This window comes from Oricola sp., assembly GCF_022763245.1.
In the GTDB taxonomy this organism is placed as follows: domain Bacteria; phylum Pseudomonadota; class Alphaproteobacteria; order Rhizobiales; family Rhizobiaceae; genus Oricola.
Window position 1 is genome coordinate 44,091 of the sequence record NZ_JALEGV010000012.1, and the last position, 20,095, is coordinate 64,185.

Annotated in this window: 23 protein-coding genes, 1 tRNA gene and 1 other RNA gene; 8 read left to right on the forward strand and 17 right to left on the reverse strand. The window is 65.3% G+C overall.

Annotation, left to right across the window (positions count from 1 at the left end):
- Position 1: 1 nt before the first annotated feature.
- The 3 genes from MRY80_RS04365 to mraZ are packed head-to-tail and all read right to left on the reverse strand — an operon-like array spanning position 2 to position 1,811.
- Positions 2–373 (reverse strand): hypothetical protein, encoded by a 372-nt coding sequence (locus tag MRY80_RS04365; RefSeq protein WP_293288437.1) that lies wholly within the window; start codon positions 371–373, stop codon positions 2–4.
- Entirely contained in the window at positions 370–1,374 is a 1,005-nt protein-coding gene (rsmH, locus tag MRY80_RS04370; protein ID WP_293288438.1) for a 16S rRNA (cytosine(1402)-N(4))-methyltransferase RsmH, read from the reverse strand. The genes MRY80_RS04365 and rsmH overlap by 4 nt, the downstream gene beginning before the upstream one ends.
- Positions 1,371–1,811, reverse strand: coding sequence for a division/cell wall cluster transcriptional repressor MraZ (gene mraZ / locus MRY80_RS04375; protein WP_293289600.1), 441 nt, complete (start codon positions 1,809–1,811; stop codon positions 1,371–1,373). The genes rsmH and mraZ overlap by 4 nt, the downstream gene beginning before the upstream one ends.
- Before the next feature lie 425 nt (positions 1,812–2,236).
- On the opposite strand from mraZ, the gene MRY80_RS04380 reads away from it, so the two are divergent.
- Positions 2,237–3,406, forward strand: coding sequence for a cytochrome P450 (locus MRY80_RS04380; protein WP_293288439.1), 1,170 nt, complete (start codon positions 2,237–2,239; stop codon positions 3,404–3,406).
- Positions 3,407–3,413: 7 nt separating this feature from the next.
- Here MRY80_RS04380 and rnpB read toward each other — a convergent pair.
- The 3 genes from rnpB to msrP all read right to left on the reverse strand — a co-directional run bounded on the left by rnpB (position 3,414) and on the right by msrP (position 5,464).
- Positions 3,414–3,827: RNase P RNA component class A (gene rnpB, locus MRY80_RS04385), an RNA gene on the reverse strand.
- 10 nt (positions 3,828–3,837) lie between these two features.
- The gene (gene msrQ, locus MRY80_RS04390) at positions 3,838–4,473 is read right to left on the reverse strand and encodes a protein-methionine-sulfoxide reductase heme-binding subunit MsrQ (RefSeq protein ID WP_293288441.1); all 636 of its coding nucleotides are present in this window, start codon (positions 4,471–4,473) and stop codon (positions 3,838–3,840) included.
- A gap of 19 nt (positions 4,474–4,492) precedes the next feature.
- The gene (msrP, locus tag MRY80_RS04395) at positions 4,493–5,464 is read right to left on the reverse strand and encodes a protein-methionine-sulfoxide reductase catalytic subunit MsrP (RefSeq protein WP_293288442.1); all 972 of its coding nucleotides are present in this window, start codon (positions 5,462–5,464) and stop codon (positions 4,493–4,495) included.
- A gap of 180 nt (positions 5,465–5,644) precedes the next feature.
- Between msrP and MRY80_RS04400 the strand changes: the two genes are divergently transcribed.
- Complete coding sequence (locus MRY80_RS04400; protein WP_293288444.1) at positions 5,645–6,154, forward strand: histidine phosphatase family protein; 510 nt, start codon at positions 5,645–5,647, stop codon at positions 6,152–6,154.
- A gap of 8 nt (positions 6,155–6,162) precedes the next feature.
- On the opposite strand, the gene yacG is transcribed toward MRY80_RS04400, so the two are convergent.
- The 8 genes from yacG to murA all read right to left on the reverse strand — a co-directional run bounded on the left by yacG (position 6,163) and on the right by murA (position 13,338).
- Positions 6,163–6,345 (reverse strand): DNA gyrase inhibitor YacG, encoded by a 183-nt coding sequence (yacG, locus tag MRY80_RS04405; RefSeq protein ID WP_293288445.1) that lies wholly within the window; start codon positions 6,343–6,345, stop codon positions 6,163–6,165.
- A 4-nt stretch (positions 6,346–6,349) separates the two neighbouring features.
- Positions 6,350–6,976 (reverse strand): Maf-like protein, encoded by a 627-nt coding sequence (locus MRY80_RS04410; protein ID WP_293288447.1) that lies wholly within the window; start codon positions 6,974–6,976, stop codon positions 6,350–6,352.
- Positions 6,977–7,030: 54 nt separating this feature from the next.
- On the reverse strand, positions 7,031–7,249 hold the full coding sequence (gene infA, locus MRY80_RS04415) for a translation initiation factor IF-1 (protein ID WP_175275088.1): 219 nt from the start codon (positions 7,247–7,249) through the stop codon (positions 7,031–7,033).
- A gap of 121 nt (positions 7,250–7,370) precedes the next feature.
- Positions 7,371–9,494: a caspase family protein gene (locus MRY80_RS04420; RefSeq protein ID WP_293288450.1), complete on the reverse strand. Its 2,124-nt coding sequence runs from the start codon at positions 9,492–9,494 to the stop codon at positions 7,371–7,373.
- 169 nt (positions 9,495–9,663) lie between these two features.
- On the reverse strand, positions 9,664–10,155 hold the full coding sequence (locus MRY80_RS04425) for a UPF0262 family protein (RefSeq protein ID WP_293288451.1): 492 nt from the start codon (positions 10,153–10,155) through the stop codon (positions 9,664–9,666).
- Between the two features lie 17 nt (positions 10,156–10,172).
- Entirely contained in the window at positions 10,173–11,471 is a 1,299-nt protein-coding gene (gene hisD / locus MRY80_RS04430) for a histidinol dehydrogenase (protein WP_293288452.1), read from the reverse strand.
- Between the two features lie 17 nt (positions 11,472–11,488).
- Complete coding sequence (locus MRY80_RS04435; protein ID WP_293288453.1) at positions 11,489–11,932, reverse strand: DUF2948 family protein; 444 nt, start codon at positions 11,930–11,932, stop codon at positions 11,489–11,491.
- Positions 11,933–12,048: 116 nt separating this feature from the next.
- Complete coding sequence (gene murA, locus MRY80_RS04440) at positions 12,049–13,338, reverse strand: UDP-N-acetylglucosamine 1-carboxyvinyltransferase (protein WP_293288454.1); 1,290 nt, start codon at positions 13,336–13,338, stop codon at positions 12,049–12,051.
- Positions 13,339–13,615: 277 nt separating this feature from the next.
- On the opposite strand from murA, the gene MRY80_RS04445 reads away from it, so the two are divergent.
- Both MRY80_RS04445 and MRY80_RS04450 read left to right on the forward strand, forming a co-directional pair.
- A complete protein-coding gene (locus tag MRY80_RS04445; protein WP_293288456.1) occupies positions 13,616–13,927 on the forward strand; it encodes a PepSY domain-containing protein in 312 nt (103 codons plus the stop codon).
- A 103-nt stretch (positions 13,928–14,030) separates the two neighbouring features.
- The gene (locus MRY80_RS04450) at positions 14,031–14,549 is read left to right on the forward strand and encodes a LuxR family transcriptional regulator (protein WP_293288458.1); all 519 of its coding nucleotides are present in this window, start codon (positions 14,031–14,033) and stop codon (positions 14,547–14,549) included.
- Between the two features lie 18 nt (positions 14,550–14,567).
- Here the strand turns inward: MRY80_RS04450 and MRY80_RS04455 are convergent, their stop codons facing one another.
- The 3 genes from MRY80_RS04455 to MRY80_RS04465 are packed head-to-tail and all read right to left on the reverse strand — an operon-like array spanning position 14,568 to position 17,185.
- Complete coding sequence (locus MRY80_RS04455; RefSeq protein WP_293288459.1) at positions 14,568–15,335, reverse strand: ABC transporter permease; 768 nt, start codon at positions 15,333–15,335, stop codon at positions 14,568–14,570.
- Positions 15,332–16,123 (reverse strand): ABC transporter ATP-binding protein, encoded by a 792-nt coding sequence (locus MRY80_RS04460; protein WP_293288461.1) that lies wholly within the window; start codon positions 16,121–16,123, stop codon positions 15,332–15,334. The genes MRY80_RS04455 and MRY80_RS04460 overlap by 4 nt, the downstream gene beginning before the upstream one ends.
- Positions 16,124–16,180: 57 nt before the next feature.
- Positions 16,181–17,185, reverse strand: coding sequence for an ABC transporter substrate-binding protein (locus MRY80_RS04465; protein ID WP_293288463.1), 1,005 nt, complete (start codon positions 17,183–17,185; stop codon positions 16,181–16,183).
- A 29-nt stretch (positions 17,186–17,214) separates the two neighbouring features.
- Between MRY80_RS04465 and MRY80_RS27265 the strand changes: the two genes are divergently transcribed.
- The 4 genes from MRY80_RS27265 (at position 17,215) to MRY80_RS04485 (ending at position 20,061) form a co-directional block, all read left to right on the forward strand.
- Positions 17,215–17,511, forward strand: coding sequence for a hypothetical protein (locus MRY80_RS27265; protein WP_346433379.1), 297 nt, complete (start codon positions 17,215–17,217; stop codon positions 17,509–17,511).
- Positions 17,512–17,660: 149 nt separating this feature from the next.
- Positions 17,661–17,735 (forward strand) — tRNA-Thr (locus MRY80_RS04475).
- Between the two features lie 278 nt (positions 17,736–18,013).
- Positions 18,014–18,943, forward strand: a complete 930-nt coding sequence (locus MRY80_RS04480; protein ID WP_293288467.1) for a hypothetical protein — start codon at positions 18,014–18,016, stop codon at positions 18,941–18,943.
- Positions 18,944–18,966: 23 nt separating this feature from the next.
- Positions 18,967–20,061 (forward strand): hypothetical protein, encoded by a 1,095-nt coding sequence (locus MRY80_RS04485; RefSeq protein ID WP_293288469.1) that lies wholly within the window; start codon positions 18,967–18,969, stop codon positions 20,059–20,061.
- The last annotated feature ends 34 nt before the right edge of the window (positions 20,062–20,095 follow it).

Consider the following 20,095-nt stretch of genomic DNA (forward strand, 5'->3'; position numbering starts at 1 on the left):
ATCAGTTGCCTCCCACGCTGCCGGTGGTCATCGGATCGGGGGCGCTGCCGGCGATGATGTCGGCGACGCCGTCGCTCATGGGCAGTTCCGGCGCCGCCGGCAATTCCTGCGGATGCACGATCTGGCGCGGCTCGGTCTGCTGCAACTGCAGTTCCTCGCCATAAAGGTCGGAGAGCGTCTTCAGCCGCGCGGGCTGGCTGAGATAGGACCAGTCCGCCTCCAGAAGATTGATCGTCTCCTTCTCCAGCCCGATGCGCCGCTCCAGTTCGGCGATCTCCGCGACCCGGCGCTCGGCCGTGTATTTGACCGCGTAGGTCCAGGTGGCCGCGCCGAGCATCAGGACGATGAGCACGATATTGACGATCCGCATCATGATGCGCTCCTCCGGCTTCCCGGCAGATTGGGCCAGGGCAGGTCAGGCAGGCCGAACAGACCCATTTCGACGGCCCGCGCGGGCGCGTCCGTGCGGATGCCGGCGCGCAGCTTGGCGGAACGGGCGCGCGGGTTGCGCTCCGCTTCGGCCTCCGACGCCTTCACCATCGCCTTGCCTCGAATTTCGAATGTTGCCGCCTTTTCGGCGACCTCCGGCATGTGCCGCGATCCGCCAGCGCCGCCGGCCCGGTCCTGGAAGAAGCGCTTGGCGATGCGGTCCTCCAGCGAGTGGAAGGTGACGACGACGAGCCGTCCGCCCGGCTTCAGGATGCGCTCGGCGGCAAACAGCGCGCGCGCCAATTCGCCGAGTTCGTCATTGACGAAGATGCGCAGCCCCTGGAAGGTCCGCGTCGCCGGATGGATCCGGTCCTTCGGGCCCCGGCCGACCGCCTTTTCGACGATCCGGGCCAGATGGCCCGTCGTCTCGATCGCCCCGACGGCGCGTTCACGCTCGATCGCGCGGGCGACGCGCCCGGCGTGGCGTTCCTCGCCGAGAATGCCGACGATGCGGGTCAGGTCGGACACGGCAAAGCCGTTGACCACGTCGGCGGCGCTGAGGCCAGACTGCGCCATACGCATGTCCAAAGGCCCGTCCGCCTGGAAGGAAAAGCCGCGTTCGGCCTGATCGATCTGCATGGACGAGACGCCGATATCGAGAACGACGCCATCGACGCTGCCGGCGTCGAAATGGTCGCCCATCTGCGAGAACGGCGCCTCGACGAGATCGAGACGGTCGCCGAATTCGGCCAGCATCGGTTCGGCGCCGCGGATCACGTCCGGGTCGCGGTCGAAGCCGGTCACCCGGGCGCCGCGTTCCAACAGCGCGCGCGAATAGCCGCCCGCCCCGAACGTGCCGTCGACGACATGTTCGCCGACACCGGTCGAAAGCGCGGCGACGACCTCGTCCAGCATCACCGGAACATGGCGGGCCGCATCGCTCATGCCTGCGCCTCGCGCTGGGCGCGCAGCCGCGCCCGCACTTCCTCGCGATAGGCGCGAAAGGTGTCCGGCCGCCACATCTGGAAGAAATGCCCTCGCCCGACGAAGGCGACCTCGTCGGATATGCCGGTGTGCTCGCGCACGAAATCCGTGACCGTCATGCGTCCCTCGCCGTCCAGCTTCAGAAACGCGCCATCCCCGTGAAAGAAGAGCGACATGTCGTCGGAGGAGCGCAGAAACGGGTCGTCCTGCGCCAGCCTCTGCTCGTAGCGTTCGAGAAGATCCGTGCCGCCGGTGTCGATCGCCGGCATGTCGATCGCCTGCAGCGCGTAGAGCTCGCCCAGGCCGCGCTTCTGCAGCACGTTGCGAAACAGGGCCGGCACCGAGACCCGACCCTTGGAATCGATCCTGTTCACTGCATTCGACAGAAACCGGTCCACGCCCGACACTCACCGCTTCCGCCCCGCTGAAGGCCCGTCCCGCAGCCATCGACAAAGACTTTCGTTCACCGCGCCGCGCAAGGCGGCTTGACCTCACGCCGACCATCCAGAAGCGCCGTGTAAAGGACGAAAGGCGCCGCACGAGGCGACATGCCCCGCCGCGATCGCCCTTTGCGAGCGGCGTTCAATTCCTGATGGAGGAGGCAATCCTGCCCGGTCCGACATGTGTGTTTTTGGGATATCATGGGACTGCCTGGGAATCAATGGGAGCGCACGACACTTTCCGCCTCTGCCGCCTGCGCAAGGGTCCTCTTTAGTGTGCGGGCGTTAACCTTAAGGAATGGTTGAAACCGCCCGCAGCTCCGGCTTGACAGCGGCGCGGACGCAGGTACCGAGAAGAGGCGGACGTCGCGGAGGAGGAACCCATGTCGAACGCACCGGTCCATGACATCGATCCGCAGGCCTTCTGGCGCGATCCCTATCCCGAGTTGAAGATCATGCGGCGCGACTGCCCGGTCGCCTATGTGCCGCAACTGGGCGCGACGCTGATGACGAGGCGCGACGCCATCTTCGTCAACGAGAAGCGCACCGACATCTTCTCCTCGCTCCAGCCCGGCGGCCTGATGACGCAGCTGATGGGCGAGAACATGATGCGCAAGGACGGCGAGGCCCACGCGGTCGAGCGCAAGGCGATCTTCCCGACCGTCTCGCCGAAGACCGTCAAGACGGTGTGGCTGGAGCAATTCTCGCGCGACGCCGACCGCATTCTCGACGGCATTGCGCAGCGCGGCGAGGCCGATCTCGTCGCCGATTATGCCATGCCGCTCTCGGCGGAGGCGCTGAAGGCGATCACCGGGCTCACCAACATGCATTTCGCCGAGATGAACCGCGTCAGCCAGGGCATGATCGACGGCTGCGCCAATTACGCCGGCGACCCGGCCGTCGAGGCGCGCTGCAACGACTGCACGGCCTCCATCGACCGCCATATCGACGAGCGCATTCCACAGGTGGAAGCCGCGCCGGATTTCTCGCTCCTGTCGGTGCAGATGCGCGCCGGCCTGTCGCAAGACCAGCTGCGCGCCAACATCAAGCTCGCCATTTCCGGCGGCCAGAACGAGCCACGTGACGCGATTGCCGGCGCGGCCTGGGCCCTGCTCGCCCATCCCGGGCAGAGGGCGCTGGTCGATAGCGGCCAGGCGACGTGGCTCCAGGCCTTCGAGGAATATGCGCGCTGGATCTCGCCAATCGGCATGTCGCCGCGCCGCATCGCCCGCGACGCCGAGCTCGACGGCGTCAGATACGAGGCCGAGGAGCGCTTCTTCTTCATGTTCGGCTCGGGCAATCGCGACGAGGACGTCTTCGAGGACGCCGACGAATTTCGCATCACCCGCGACCTGTCGAAATCGATCTCGTTCGGCGCGGGTCCGCATTTCTGCGCCGGCGCCTGGGCCTCGCGCGCCCTGATCGCCGAGGTGGCGCTGCCGAAACTCTTCGCCCGCCTGCCCGGCCTGCGCCTCGCCGAGGGCGCGGACGTGCCCTTCGTCGGCTGGGCCTTTCGCGGGCCGCTGAAGGTCCCGGTCGTCTGGAACGCATGAGGGAAAGAGTACCAGCCGGCCTGTAAGCCGGGTTCTGTACGGCGCAAGCGCCGTGACGGCCATTCCTCTGGGACGGACATTGCTGCCCGCCTCTAGCAACCTACCCGGACGACATCCCGGAAACAGGATCGGGCCGAAGCCCTGTGCCGTCCCTATTCGGTCTTGCTCCCGGTGGGGTTTGCCGTGCCATGCCTGTTGCCAGCCATGCGGTGGGCTCTTACCCCACCCTTTCACCCTTGCCCCGCCTGGTTTTGCGCTGCCGTTTCAGCGCAAAAGGCAGACGGGGCGGTTTGCTTTCTGTGGCACTTTCCCTAGGGTTGCCCCCGCCGGACGTTATCCGGCACCGTGTCTCCATGGAGCCCGGACTTTCCTCGCCCGCCGCCTTTCGGCTCATGACAGGCGCGGCCGTCCGGCCGGCTGGTCCCGCTCATCTATTGGCGAACGGCCTCGCGCGCAAGGCCCGGGCTGCCGCCGCGCGCCCTGCGCGCCGGCTTCACGAAGCGCAAAGCCAGCAGGCCGACGACGATGACGAGATAGATGATCGGCTCCGGCGGCCACGCCTTGACCAGCAGCAGGTAATGCACCGCGCCGAACAGCACCGCCGGATAGACCAGCCTGTGCAGTTTGCGCCATCCGGCCGCACCCATCTTGCGGATCGACAGCCGGTTGGAGGTCACCGCCAGCGGCACCAGCAGAACGAAGGCCGCCATGCCGATGGTGATGTAGGGCCGCTTGACGATATCCGCCCCGATCTCGCCCCAGAAGAACTGCTTGTCGAGCACCAGATAGACGCCGAGATGCAGCACGACATAGATGAAGGCGACCAGCCCCAGCGCCCGGCGATACTTCACCAGATTGATCCGCGCCAGCCGCATGAGCGGCGTCACCGCCAGTCCCAGGATCAGGAACCGGAGCGCCCATTCGCCGAGCCCGTTTTCCAGGATACGCAGCGGATCCGCGCCGAGTGCGTTGGAGAAAGCCCGCACGAACAGGTCGGCGGCCGGAACGAGGCCGACCGCGTAGACGGCCCATTCGGGCGCGGCGGTCCAGAGTTTCGATTGCGCCATCTGTCGGAACCGTCGGGTCTCAGAAATACTTAGACAGGTCCATGCCCTCGTAGAGCGAGGCGACCTGGTCGGCATAGCCGTTGAACATCTGCGTCTCGACACGTTTGGCGAACAGCCCGCCGCCGATGCGCCGTTCCGTCGCCTGGCTCCAGCGCGGATGGTCCACCTGCGGATTGACGTTGGAATAGAAGCCGTATTCGCGCGGGTTCTGGAGGTTCCAGGTCGCCGGCGGCTCTTCCTCGGTGAACTTGATCGACACGATCGACTTGATGCTCTTGAAGCCGTATTTCCACGGCACGACGAGCCGCACCGGCGCCCCGTTCTGGTTGGGAAGCACCTCGCCATGCAGGCCGACGGCGAGAATGGTCAGCGGGTGCATCGCCTCGTCCAGGCGAAGCCCTTCCACATAGGGCCAGGGCAGAATGCGGTAGCCGGCGCGCTGACCGGGCATTTCCTCCGGCCGCACGAGCGTTTCGAAAGCGACATATTTGGCGCTGCCCTGGACGTCGAACTTCTCCAGCACGCTCGCCAGCGGAATGCCGACCCATGGCACGACCATCGACCAGGCCTCGACGCAGCGAAGGCGGTAGATCCGGTCTTCCAGCGTGTAATTGGTCATCAGGTCGTCGATATCCAGCGTGCCGGGATTGTTGACCAGCCCGCCGACCTCGATCGTCCATGGCCGCGTCGTCAGGTCGCCCGCATAGCTGGCCGGATCGCCCTTGCCCGTGCCGAATTCGTAGAAATTGCAGTAGCCGGATATGTCGTCGAGCGGGTTCGGCGCCTCGTCGGTCGAAAACGGACTGGCGACGGTTGTCAGCTTCTCGGCCGCCCGCGCCGGCGCGACCTGCGAGGCGAACGCCAGCCCGGCGGCCCCGGCCATGAAGGCCCTGCGGTTGAGCACGACGGATTTCGGCGTGATTTCGGATGCGGGCGGAACGGGGTAGCGATAGACGGACAATGAAGCCTCCCTGAGCGTGACGACTGCCATCTATATAGCGCGCGCCCTTGCGCCTGCACTTCACAACTTCTCCGCGCCGAGTCACGGCTTGGTGACACGCCTGTGAGGCCGCGGAGGCTGGGATCCATCCCGCGACGCAAGCTGGCCGGCTGCCTGCGCGCTCGCCCCTGAGTAGAAATTTGGTAGATCCATCGACGAGGGGGAAATCCGATGCGTCTCACCCGACTGCGGCTGCTCGCCGGGCTTGTCGCCCTTGCCGGCCTCCTGGCCGGCTGCGTGCAGGGCGCCGATCCCGACCTGGAGGGGACAACCACGACGATCATCGCGGTGCGTCACGGCGACCGGAACAACTCTCTGGAGGATCGCCTGAACGAAAAGGGGCGCGCCCGCGCCCAGGCTCTCGCCGCCGCTCTGAAGGGTACGCGCATCGACGCGATCTACATTCCGGACACGCAGCGCAATCGCGAAACCGCGGCCCCGCTCGCCGCCGCCCGCGGTCTCGAGCCGCGCGTCGTCCCGACGACCAATCTGGCTGGAACGCTTCTGAGCGGCAATGCCGGCAAGACCGTGCTCTGGATCGGCAACAAGCCCAATCTGTCCGCGCTCTGGACAAGCCTGAAGGCAAAGGATCCGCCGCCGCTCGACTATGGCGACCTCTTCATCGTGCAGGTGGAAGGCAGGACAGCGACGCGCGTCAGGCGCCGTCATTTCGGCGACTGAGGCCGCGCCTACTCGTCGTCGAGATTTTCCTCGGCCTCGGTCACCGGGATGGCATAGCTTCCGGACAGCCACCGGTTGAGGTCGATGTCCTTGCAGCGCTGCGAACAGAACGGATAGGTCTCGCGCCGGCTTTCACGGCCGCATTCCGGGCACTTGCGCTTCGGACGCAGCGGTTCGACTTTCGCACTCATCGGATCAGGCCGTCACCCGCGGCCAGCGCGCATGCACATTGTAGCCCTCGCCGCCGAGCAGCGACACGGTCTCGTAGATCGGCAGTCCGACCACGTTGGAATAGGAGCCGACAAGCCGCACGACGAAGGTGCCCGCCAGGCCCTGGATGGCGTAGCCGCCGGCCTTGTCGCGCCATTCGCCCGTCGCGAGATAGGCCTTCATCTCTTCAGAGGTCAGCCGCTTGAAGCGCACGCGGCTTTCCACGACCCGCTGGCGGATCTTGCCCTTCGGCGTGATCAGGCAGAGCCCGGTATGCACCTTGTGGTTTCGGCCGGACAGGAGCCGCAGGCATTGCGACGCCTCGTCCAGCAGGTCCGGCTTGGGCAGGCACAACCGCCCGACCGACACGACCGTGTCGGCGGCAAGGACGAACGCGTTGTGATGGGCGTCGCTGTCGCGCAGATGCTCCCAGCCGGTCTCCGCCTTGACCCGGCTCAGACGGCGGGCCAGCGAACGCGGATGCTCCGACTTCAGCGGCGTTTCATCGACATTCGTCGGCAGCAGCCGATCCGGCGACGCCCCGGCCTGCTCCAGGAGTTCGACACGCCGCGGCGAGCCGGAAGCCAGCACGAATATCTGATCCTGGCTCATGGTCGCAGAAGAAACCCCGTTTCGCGCAAGCGCGGCACCGGCCCGAAAGGTCGGCTATTTGAATCGATAGGTGATGCGGCCCTTCGTGAGGTCGTAGGGCGTCATCTCGACAAGCACCTTGTCGCCGGCGAGAACCCGGATACGGTTCTTGCGCATCTTGCCGGCGGTGTGGGCAATGATTTCGTGATCGTTTTCCAGCTTCACCCGGAAGGTGGCGTTCGGCAACAATTCCGTCACCACGCCGGGAAATTCAAGAACTTCTTCTTTCGCCATTCGGTCTCTTTTCTTCCAACGCAAAAAGGCTGCCTTTCTGGCGCAGCCTCGTTTTCCGCCATCTCATATAGTGTCAGCCTTGCAGCGACAACACCCTTGTGTCGAATTGGTTCCGGCAAACTCAGGGGTCGCCGCGGTCCATCCTCACGAAGACGACATCGCCGCCCTCGTGGCCGGATTTCTCGATGGCGCGATATTGCGGCTCCTGCGCGGCCCGGCCGATGACCATCGGCACGATGAAGCCGTCGAACAGCTCGCGCGCCGAAAAGGCGTCGTCGACATTCTCCTCGAGCCCCGTCAGCAGGGCGCGCGCGAACACCGAATGCCCGCCCCCGCCGGTGTCGGCGACCGGCTCGTTGCCGCCGGAGGTGATCAGGATTCGCGACCGGCGGTCGGACAGCCGTTGAAGAGCCAGCAGCCGGTCCTCCGCGATCACCTTGGCCGGCCCCTCGCCGCCCCGCAGAAGCTGGCCGGAATAGCAGCTGTCGGAAATGACGATGACATTGCCCGCCTGGATGCGCGTCAACGCCTTGGAGAGATTGTCGGGATCGTAATAGGAGGGCGGATAGCCGGCCCGCGCGTCGGCAGGCACCCAGAAGGCGGCGCCCGTCACCTGCTCGTAGATCCCGTGCCCGGCGTAATAGATCAGCACGCTGTCGGCGTCGCCCGCGAACTGGCTGACCTGGAACAGGACGTCGGCGATCTGCGGCCCGCTCGCGTCCTTCAGCACCAGGGGAACGGTGCGCCCGTCGAAGGACGCCTCGGTCACGTAGCCGTATTTGTCCGTCAGGATCGCGGCCAGCGCGTCGATGTCGGCGAACGGCGTCTCCAGCCGCGCCATGCCCGACTGTTCCGAATAGTTCTGGTTGGCGATCAGCACGGCGTAGCGCGTTCCCGTCCCGGTCAGTGCTTCGCGGTCACCCTCATAGACGATCTCCGTCACCAGCTCGTGGAACACGACGTCCCGGGTCAGGGCCGAGATGGTGATCTCGTTTCGGCCCGGCTTCAGCTTCACGGGAAGCGAGAAACGACCGTCGGGCGTCAATTGCGCCTGCCGCCCGTCGACCGTCACGATCATGGTCTGCGCCGGCCATTCGACCAGGCCGCGAATCTCGATCTCCGGCGTCTTCTTCGGCGCCGCGGACCGCGTCGGCGCCGGGTTGGTCAGCTTGATCGCCTTGCGCGACGGCGTGGCCGGCGGCCGCTGCTCGGCGATGATGGCGACCGACGGATCGGTCGTCTCGAAGATGTAGCGGCGGTTGAGATCGCGCCCCTCGGCGCCGTCATGCGCCGCAAGCGACACCGTCTCCACCCGCCGCGCCAGATCGGGCACCGTCGCCTTGCCGTTGGACAGAAGCGCCACCGCGATCTTGTAGGAGAAGATGCCGTAGGTCTCGCCGTCGGGATCGCCGGTCGGCAGCTTCATCTCGAAGGCCGGGTCGGTGCGCCCCGCCGCGTAGAATGTGGTCAGCCCGCCATGCCCGGCCGAAAGCCTCGTCGCCTCGGGAAATTCGATCGCCTCGTCGGCCGTTTCCGGCGCGAACGGGATCTGCGTTTCCGTCCACAGCCGCGCCGGGTCGATCTGCGCCTGGCGCGCCTGTAGGTCGGTGTCCGCCACGAGGCGCGAATCCAGGATGACGACCACATTGGCCATGCGGTTGCGAAACTGCGTGACCAGTTCAGACAGTGCCGGCGCGGAAACCAGTTGCGCCTGCCCGGCCGAAACCTGGTTCAGCGCCAGAAAGGGCCCCGCTTCCACCAGCCGCGCAAGATCCGAGGCATTCGGGTTGCGGTCGGAATATTCGGCAAGCGGCACGCCCCTTTCGCCGCGATCGAAGGGCGCCTGCCCCGACAGCCCGAAGGCCAGTTCGCCGGCCATGAAGGTCGTGCCGGAGAAATGGAGGACGACGGTGTCGTCGCAGCCGACTTTGCGCAACAGGTCGAGCGCCGCGGCGGCCAGTCCCGCCCTGCTCGCACGGTCCCCGGCAAGCGTCACGATGTTCTCGTCGGACGCGCCGCCCGCGACGAGCGCGGACCGTAGAAGTGCGGCGTCGTTCGCCGGCCCCTCCAGAAAATACTGGTCGTACTGGCCGAACCGGTCGGCGGCGATGATCAGCGCATGCGTCCGGCGCGGCGCCGCTGCGTCGCAGCGTGGCGACGCGAGGTCCGGCGCGTCGAACAGAAAGCCCTCGAGGCCCGGAAAGGCCGCGAGGAACCGCTCGCGATACTCGGCCGGCGCCATCATCGACGGTTCCGAACCCACCGGTTTGACACCCGCACATGCCGGTGCCGCGCACAACAGCATCGCAGCGCACATCAATGCCCTGATCATGTTCCGAATTCCCTCGCCGCCCGTGGTCCGCGCGATAGTTCCGGCACTTTCCGACGGTTTCAAGGCACGGTTTGCCGAGGCGTCAGCCGCGCCAGTGCAGCACGCAGACCAGCGTGAACAGCCGCCGCGCCGTGTCGAAGTCCATCTCGACCTTGCCGGCCAGCCGATCCATCAGCGTTTGCGATCCCTCGTTGTGGACGCCGCGCCGCGCCATGTCGATCGTCTCGATCTGGCCGGGCGTCGACATCTTGATCGCCTCGTAATAGCTGTCGCAGATCATGTAGTAGTCCTTGATGATTCGCCGGAACGGCCCGAGGGCCAGGATGTGCGTGGCGACCTTTTCGCCGTCTTCGCGGGTGACGTCGAAGACCAGCCGCCCCTCGACGATGGAAAGCGACAGCTTGTAGGGCCCGCTGGCCTCGTCGCCGACGACCCGGAACCTGTTTTCTTCCAGCAGGTCGAAGATCGCGACGGCGCGCTCATGCTCGACATCCGGCGTGGACCGGCCGATCGACTCGTCGAGGACGACATCGATCAGTCGTGCATCGGGTCCGAGTGTTTCGCCGTCCGCCATCGCCGCAAACCGAACCGCTACAGGTTGAGCCGGATGGCAACCGAACGGCCATGCGCATCGAGGCCCTCGGCTTCCGCCAGCGCGATCGCGGCCGGCGCGAGTTCGCGCAACTGGTCGGGGCCGAGTTGCAGAAGCGAGGTCCGCTTGACGAAATCCATGACCGACAGGCCCGAGGAGAACCGGGCCGAGCGCGCCGTCGGCAGAACGTGGTTCGATCCGCCGACATAGTCGCCGATCACTTCCGGCGTATAGCGGCCGATAAAGATCGCGCCGGCGTTGCGCACCTTGGCGACCGCGTCTTCCGCGCCGTCGAAGGCCAGTTCCAGATGCTCCGCCGCAATGCGGTTGGCGATGGTGAAGGCCTGATCGCTGTCGACCGCCTCGACCTGGATGATCGCGCCGTAATCGCGCCAACTCGCCGCCGCCGTCTCCGCGCGCGGCAGCGACTTCAACTGCGCCTCGACCGCGTCCGTCACGCGCGACGCGAAGTCGGCGTCATCGGTGATCAGAATCGACTGCGCCGCCGTGTCATGCTCGGCCTGGGCGAGCAGGTCGGCCGCGATCCAGTCGGGATCGTTCTCGCCGTCGGCCATGACAAGCACTTCCGACGGACCCGCGATCATGTCGATGCCGACCGTGCCGAACACCCGCCGCTTGGCCGCGGCGACAAAAGCGTTGCCCGGTCCGACGATCTTGGCGACCGGCGCGATCGTCTCCGTGCCGTAGGCCAGCGCGGCGATCGCCTGCGCGCCGCCGATCCGGTAGATCTCGCGAACGCCGGCCAGATGCGCGGCCACCAGCACCAGCGGGTTGAGCACGCCGCCCGGCGACGGCACCACCATCGCGATCCGTTCCACACCGGCCACGACCGCCGGCACCGCGTTCATCAGCACCGAACTCGGATAGGAGGCCGTTCCGCCCGGCACGTAGAGGCCGACGGCCTCGACCGCCGTCCAGCGCGAGCCGAGCCGAACGCCGATCGGATCGACATAGATGTCGTCCTTCGGCATCTGCCGCTCATGGTGCGAGCGTATCCGGTCGCGCGCCAGCCGCAGCGCATCGACCACCGAGGGGTCGGCCGCTTCCAGCGCCGCCTCGATCTCGTCCTCGCCGACGCGCATCGCGGTTTCGGCCAGGTCGAGGCGATCGAATTTCCTGGTGTATTCGGCCACTGCCGCGTCGCCGCGCGTCCGCACATCGTCGAGGATCGCGCGCACGGTCGCGTCCACGTCCTCCGAAACCTCGCGCTTGGTGGCGAGAAGCTCGGCGAACCGGGAGTCGAAATCGGCATCACTGGCATTGAGAAGGAGCGGCAAATCGGTTCTCCGCTGGATCAGGCTACGGGGTGGCGCGGCTTGAAACGCGTTTCCCAGGCGGCGCCGAGATCTTCGAGCTGCGCCTCGACGCATTCGACATCGAGCTGGATGATCGGCCCGTCGGCAAAGACCAGTTCAACCGTGCCGGCCGGCGCGTCCGTCTCGGAAAAACGGATTGCGAGCAAGGAAAGCACCTGGCCGTCATCGCCGCGTCGCACGCCGTTTGTACGCACCTTGAGCACACGCGCAAAGGACAGCACGGCCTGGCGGCGCTCATAGCCCTCGCCGTCTCGCGTCTTGCGCCCGGCCGCGTCCCAGGCGAAGCGGTTGATAACGAGGGTGAAACGTTTCTCGCGGGGCCGGTAGTCGAGCGCGTCGGGCCGGGTCACGGCGTCCTGGACCTGCGCCGAGATCACGGCTAGGTCTTGCGCATCCAGGGCCATCAGTTTGAGCCGGTCCATTGTCTTCGACACCAGGGAGACCGCGCGTCGCACGCTGTCAATTGGCTGTGCTGATACGGCTTTCCATGCTGCAACGCAACCGGACCGCAAGCCCCGATTGCGGTTGATGTCGCGCGTCAGCCGGAAACGCGTTCGATATCCGCACCGCAGGCCTGCAACTTGGCTTCGAGCCGCTCGAAGCCGCGATCGAGATGGTAGACGCGATTGACCACCGTCTCGCCTTCCGCCGCCAGGCCGGCGATGACCAGCGACACCGAGGCGCGCAGATCCGTCGCCATGACGGGCGCGCCCTTGAGGACCGGAACGCCGTGCACGGTCGCCTGCTGGCCGGACAGCGAAATGTCCGCGCCCAGCCGCGCAAGCTCCTGCACATGCATGAAGCGGTTTTCGAAAATCGTCTCGGTGATGCGCGACGTGCCGTTGGCGCGCGTCATCAGGCCCATGAACTGCGCCTGCAGGTCGGTCGGAAATCCGGGATAGGGATCGGTGCGCACGTCCACCGGCATCAGCCCGTTGCCGTTGCGATAGACGCGAATGCCGTCCTCGACATCGGTGATCTCGATGCCCGCCTCGCGCAGCACGTCGAGCGCGCTGTCGAGCAGGTCGGCCCGCGCGCCCTTCAGAACGACGTCGCCGCCGGTCATGCCGACGGCCATCGCATAGGTTCCGGTCTCGATCCGGTCGGGGATCACCCTGTGGCGCGCGCCCGACAGCGACGTGACGCCGGTGATGCGGATTTCCTCGCTGCCGGCGCCTTCAATCCTGGCACCCATTGCGTTGAGGCATTCCGCGAGATTGACGACTTCCGGCTCGCGCGCCGGGTTCTCGAGGATCGTGTCGCCCTTGGCGAGCACGGCCGCCATCAGCGCCACATGGGTCGCGCCGACCGACACTTTGGGGAAACGGTAGCGCGTGCCGATCAGCCCGTTCTTGGCCGTCGCGTGCACATAGCCGCTCTGGATGTCGATGTCGGCGCCGAGCGCCTCCAGGCAGGAGATGAAGAGATCGACCGGACGCGTGCCGATGGCGCAGCCGCCGGGCAGCGAGACGCGCGCCTCGCCCATGCGTGCCAGAAGCGGCCCGATCACCCAGAAGCTCGCCCGCATCTTGGAGACGAGCTCGTAAGGCGCGGTGATGTCGACGATGTTGCGCGCGGTGAAATGCACGGTGCGCGCATAGTCGGACGCCTCCGACTGCCGACGGCCGGTGACCGAATAATCGACGCCGTGATTGGACAGGATGCGGATCAGCGATTCCACATCCGCCAGATGCGGCACGTTCTCCAGCGTCAGCGTGTCGTCGGTCAGCAGGCTCGCGATCATCAGCGGCAGGCTCGCGTTCTTCGCGCCGGAAATCGGAATGACGCCGTTGAGCGCATTGCCGCCCGTGATTCTGATCTGGTCCATATGTGCTTTTCCAATCCCCTCGGCGGGCTCGAACGAGCCTGAAGTGCAGGTTTTCGGCGTTTAACGCATCGCCATGGCCGCTTCAAGGCAACGCCGCCCTTCTCCACGATCACGATATGCCGACGCGCATAAACCATCGCGCAGCGCTCGAAATCGGCGCCTAAACTTCGGTTATAGGAGCCGGTTTACCAACCTCCGGTCAATGGCGGGTGCACCGTTTCATTCCCAGTTTCGTCGCGTCCGATACGGACCGAAAACGAAACGAAAGGAAGACCCCATGAAACGCATCATCCCCCTGCTCGTCCTGCCGCTCGCCCTACCCTTCGCCGCGATCGCCTTCCAGGCCCCCGCCACCGCAGCGACCGGCATTGCCGTCGGCGACATGGTCGGGACGACCGAGACCGCCATCCGCGACAAGCTGGAGGCGCTCGGCGGCACGGTCGACGATATCGAGACGGAGGACGGCGTCATCGAAGCCGAGGTCGTGATGAACGGCACGAGCGCCGAGATCGGCATCGATCCGGAGACCGGCAAGGTCCTCAAGATCGACAATGACGACGAGGGTGACGAGGAAACCGACGACGACTGATCGTCGGTCGAGGGCTGCCGGCGGCCAACCCGGCAGCCCTTTCATTGCGTAACGGAAGCGCCCGCGCTAGCTAGCGACGGCACGATCGAAAGCGGAGATGACGATGCCGGCACTCGCCGCCAAACGCCTCGGACTGACCGGGCTCTTTGTCCTGCAGGGCCTGTGCGCCACGTTTCTCGGCTTCGAGATGCTGGCCGATCTCGCCGGCTGGGAAAGCCGCACGAGCCTGCGCGAGAACGACATGTTCGAATATGCGGTCGTCACCGCTCTGCTCGTCAGCCTCGTCTTCACGGGCCGCGAGATCTTCAGGCTTGCGGCCCGCAACACCCGCATCGAACGGCAGCTCCAGGCCGCCTCCGGCGCCTTCCAGGAATTGCTGGCCGAGCATTTCGACGAGTGGGACCTGACCACGTCCGAGCGCGACGTCGCGCTTCTGGCGATCAAGGGCCTGTCGATCAACGACATTGCCGGCGTGCGCAACACCCGCGACGGCACGGTCAAGGCGCAGCTCAACGCCATCTACCGCAAGGCCGGCGTCACCGGCCGTCCGCAACTGATCAGCCTCTTCATCGAAGAACTGATGGGACGCACGCCGCAGGCGGAGGGCACGCCGGCCGAATAGGATCGGCCGGCAGCGGCGTCAGTGTTCGGCGCGTTCCGCCCAGCCCGCAAAAGTCCGCTCCAGGAAGACCACGGCGTAGTAGAGCACGATGCCGAGGAAGGCGAGCGCGATCAGCACGGCGAACATCAGCGGATAATCGCCATTCGTCTCGCCGGATTTGAACAGCGCGCCCAGGCCGCGCCCGTGCGGGGAGACGATCTCCACCAGGTTCGTGCCGATGAAGGCGAGCGTCACGGCGACTTTCAGCGCGCCGAAGAATTCCGGCAGCGTCTTCGGCAGGGCGATCTTCGTGAAGATCGTGTAGCGCGAAGCCCCGAGCGAACGCAGGATGTCGCGATATTCCGGCTCAAGCGTCGACAGGCCGATGCCCACCGACACCGCGATCGGGAAGAACGAGATCATGAAGGCCATCAGCACGGTGTTGAAATTGTGCTGACCGATGAAGATCAGCGCGATCACCGGCACGAGGGTCGCCTTCGGAATGGCGTTGAAGCCGACAAGCAGCGGATAGAGCGCCGCACGCATGATCCTGGAAAAGCCCATCAGCATGCCAAGGAACGTGCCCACGAGCACGGCAATGGCGAGGCCGGCGACCGTGCGCCACAGCGTCTGCCAGCTCATGATCAGGAACAGGTTCCAGTATTTCGCGAAGGCCGGCGGCAGGTCTGAGGGCGACGCCATCTTGTAGTTCGGCCAGCCATTGGCCCAGACGAGCAGTTCCCAGAGGATGAGGAAGACGACGATCGCGGCGATTGGAACGCCGATCTTGCGCAGCGCGTCGTTCATGCCGCTTCCTCCTCGGAGCGCCCCTGGGCGATGCGGATCTGGTCGCGCAGCGTATGCAGCATGTCGGAACATTCCGGCGTGTAGAGCCCGTCGATCACCCGCGGTCCCGGATAGGTGACGTCGAGCACATATTGGGTGGTCGCGGGCCGTCCCGAGAGCACGATCACCTGGTCGCCGAGAAAGACGCTCTCGCGCAGGTCGTGGGTGATCAGGACGCAGGTGAACGGCTCCTTCGCGCGCAGGTCATGCATGGTCTGCCACAGATCCTCGCGCGTGAAGGCGTCGAGCGCGCCGAAGGGTTCGTCCATGATGAGCACGTCGGGCTTGTGGACGATCGCCCGGCACAAAGAGGCGCGCTGGCGCATCCCGCCGGACAGTTCAGAAGGCCGTTTCGTTTCGAAGCCCTCGAGCCCGACCATGGACAGCAATTCGAGCGCCCGGGCCTCGCGATCGCGCTTCGGCATGGAGGGCGCCACGATTTCGAGCGGCAGGATGACGTTTTGCAGGATGGTCCGCCATTCCAGCAGCACCGGGTTCTGGAAGGCCATGCCGACGGTCTTGCGCGGCCCCTTCACCAGTTCGCCATGCAGCCAGACTTCGCCCTCGTCCGGCTTCATCAGCCCGGCGATCAGCCGCGTCAGCGTCGACTTGCCGCAGCCCGACGGCCCGACCACGGCGCAGAATTCGCCTTCCGGCACCGCGACATTGAGATTTTCGAGCACCGGCAGCGGCCCGTTCGGTGTCCGGTAGGCGTGCGTCACGCCCTTGATTTCGATGAGATTGGCCACCCGCGCCCCCGCAGAGAAATCCGCCCGCCGAAAAACCGGCGGGCGGCAGGATTGTCGTTACTGCAGCATGAAAGGCTCAGCCGGCAGAAAGGACGGGTCGAAATAGAGCGAAGCGTCCGGCTCGGTCTGGAACTCGTAGACCGACTTGGTCTGCTCGATGGACTTAGCCATGCGTTCGTCGTCGATGCCGCCGAGCCCGTTTTCCTTCACGTAGTCGGTCAGCACGTTGTCGGCGATCGACATCTCCAGGCGCTCGGTCTCAAGCGAGGCGTCGGCGGCCGGATTGCGCTTGGTCAGGTACTCGATCGCCGCTGCCGGGTCGGCGACGGCGTCCTTCCAGCCCATGGCCACGGCCTTGACGAAACCCTTGACCAGTTCCGGCTTTTCCTTGGCATAATCCGTGTTGACGAGGATGGCGTTGCCGTAGAGGGCGACGCCGTAATCCGTCATCAGAAGCACGGTCTGCTCTTCCAGCGGAATGCCGAGACGCTTCAGGTTCAGGGTCGAGGAGAAGGAATAGCCCGTCACAGCGGCCACCTTGCCTTCGGCAAGCATCGGCTCGCGCGTCGGGAACCCGACCGGCTCGACCGTGATCTTGTCCATGTCGAGATCGTTCTCGGCGGCGAAGATCGGGAACTGCGCCCATGCGCCGTCCGGCGGCGGCGCGCCCAGCACCTTGCCTTCCAGGTCCTTCGGCGCCTCGATGCCGAGATCCTTGCGGCCGACGACCGCGAAGGGCGGGCTGTCATAGATCATCATGATCGCGGTGACCGGCGCGCCGGGGTTCTGGTCGAGGAAGCGCATCAGCGAGTTGATGTCTGCCAGGCCGAACTTGTAGGCGCCGGTGGCGACTTTCGGGATGGCGTCGAGCGAGCCCGCGCCCTCGGCGATCTCCACGGACAGGCCCTCGGCTTCGAAATAGCCCTTGTCGATGGCGATGAGATAGGGCGCGGCCGGTCCCTCGAATTTCCAGTCGAGCGCATAGGAGACCTTCTCCTGCGCTCCGGCCTGCGAGACGGCGGCGGCCAGCACCGCGGCCGCCATGAAGAGTTTCTTGATCACGTCGGTCTCCCTGGATCTGTCTTTGCACCATGATTGATGCTGCGGCGCACATCGAAGCTCATGATCAATTTTTGATCAAGTGGAAAATTTGCGCAATTTGTGCCCATAAAGTCGACATCGAGCACCGCGGCGTGACGACGTCAGGCCTGATCGTCGCTTTCGCCTGCGTCGCTCTCGCCCGCGGCATTGAGGCCCTCCGGCCGCGAATCGGCGTCGCCGGCCCGCTTCGCGCGCGCCTGCGCCTTGCGCCGGGCCAGATTGGCGCGCAGTTGCTGCGCCAGCCTTTCTTCCCGATCGCTCTTGTCCGAAACCTTGGCCATGCCTGAAGCTATGACGTATTTCGCGGCAACGGCAAAGCCCCGGCCAGAAGCCCGCCAATGGGCAAGGCTTGAACACGCAATGTGAATTGCCGGTGATTACGCCTTGCGCTCCCAAACCGCTTGTGGCAGAAGCCGGCCACGATTTTCCCGGACACGCTGCCGTAGCTCAGGGGTAGAGCACTCCCTTGGTAAGGGAGAGGCCGAGAGTTCAAATCTCTCCGGCAGCACCATCCAGGGTCAGTGACCATCGGCCAGCGCTTCGGCGAACCGCCTGACCTTCGCACCGGGCATACCTCCACAGACCGACATCCAGCGCGGATGCCCTGATTCGCCTGGAACACTGCTGTTTCACGACAGGTTCAGAGGCAATCCTCTTTTGCCGTGTCGATCAGGAGCCGGCGACGGAAGGTGCAGATCGCACCCGTGCGAGTTGCGTCACGGCGTCTGATCCTCCAACAATTCCAGTTGTTCCGATGGCTGATTCAACCCAAGGAGGAAAATGCCGACCATGAGACGGGCGAAGCATCCTCGATCGGTTGATGACGAGCGCACCTTCCTGGCCAGGCTGAGCCTCGCTGGCGTGATCGGATTCTTCGTGTTTCTCGTCGCGGTTGCGGCCGCCCTTTCGGTCGGCGTCATGGCTTTGCTGACCTTTCTGACTTCCGGCGGCATGCTGACGGATCCGATGACGCTGGCGGTCGACAGCTTCTATGCGATCCTGGGCGGCGAGATCAGCGAGACGTTCCGGCAGGTGCCCTACAGCCGGGCGATCGAGATACTTCTCAAGTTTTTATCCATCCTGCTGCCCAGTCTCCTGCTCGGCGCCGTCGTCTACAAGATGACGCGCCCGCGACGCCGGATGACCATCTTTCGCCAGACGATCAACCTGGATCCCGACACCGAATCCCTGGAAGGCACGTTCTACATCGCGACGCGGTTGAGCGTTTACGACCTGCAGATCAACACCTACGCCCGATACTACAAGACCCATCTGGATGATGGCGCTCCGAACCCCTATCCCCTCAAGACCGTGCAACTGAGCCAGCGCACGATACCGCAGCCCTTCTCCTTCGTGCCGACGCGCGTGGCGGTTCCCGCTCGCGTCGCTCGAAGCGTCGAGGACTATGACGCCCTGGTCGAAAGCACAGCCCTCGCGAACGGCGAGGCGCCGAGCCTGTTGTTCCTCGTCGAGAACGATCGGGTCAGCCGGGTCCATGTCGACGGCGAGTCCATCGACCCGAGGCAAGGCGACACATGCCGCCTGAGCATCATCGTGTCGGGCGTCGTGCCCGAGGCGCAGTTCCAGCTCATCGAGACCGAGGGCTTCGATCTGAGACGGGACGTCAAGATCGAGGCCGCGCCCGAATTTCCGTCCGAGTTCCGGCCTGACAGGAAAACCTATGTCACCACGAACTGGGATGCGTTCGGCGAACTCTGAGAGACGCGCAGATTGGCCGGCCGGTGAAGTTCACCCGGGCCGCACCCGGCCCGGTCAGGGTATTGAATCGCCCGGCCACCATCACATCTGCACATGCTAAGACCGGCCTCGGACGGAATGACGCGATTTCAACACGCTTGTCGATGAGATGGAAAGATCGGACGACAAATCGGATGGTGCGAGACGTGATCAGCTGCGAGTGCCTCGAAAGGATCAGCGGGAGCCTGCCACAAGACAGGCTGGACGCCTGCGAGTACGAGGTCGTGTCCGAAACCCGGCTTGACGGGATGGCCCGGCTCGAAATCCGCTATTCCGTCGACGAGACGCTTGAAGTTCCGGCGACTGTCCTCCTGCCGGACCGTCGCGGCTTTCGGACGGCCGTCCTCGCCCTGCATCAGACCACCATACCCCAGGCGCTTGGCCGGCGCGAGGTCGTCGGGCCTGGCGGCCGGGAGGACATGCATTACGGCCGTGAGCTCGCGATGCGGGGATTCGCGGTCATTGCACCGGACTACCCGCTCTTCGGCGACTATGAGATCGACTGGCGGCGGATCTACGACGAATTCGGCTATGAAAGCGTCACGGCCAAGGGCATCGCCAACCATGTGGTCGCGATGAATGTCTGCGCGGCGATGACGGAGGAGCCGCAATGCGATTTCGTGTCGATCGGCCACTCGCTGGGGGGATCGAACAGCCTGTTCGTAGGCGCGCAAGACCCCAGGGTTGTCGCGTCTGTATCAAGCGCCGGCTTCGGCAGCTTCCATACATACGCCGAAGCCTCGAAGACCGGCGACCTCACAGGTTGGGCCCGGGCCGACAAGTACATGCCGTTGATCGAAAGCCGTTTCGGCCTGTCCGCGGAGCGGCTGGGGTTTGATTTCGACGAGATTCTGGCTTGCCACAACACCGGCAAGCTCTTCTTGAACGTCCCCGTCTTCGATGACGTGTTTCCGTTCGACCGTCAGAAGGAGATCATCCTGAGGGCCCGGGAACGGCTACGCGACCGTGGCATCGACGGGTCTGTCGAAGCGCATTTCCCCGAGGTCGGCCACGCTTTCCCGAATGAAATTCGGGCATCGGCTTATGAATTCATCGAGAAGCACGCCATGCGCGCTTAAGTACCGGGATCGGTTCAGCCCGATCCCGGCTCTC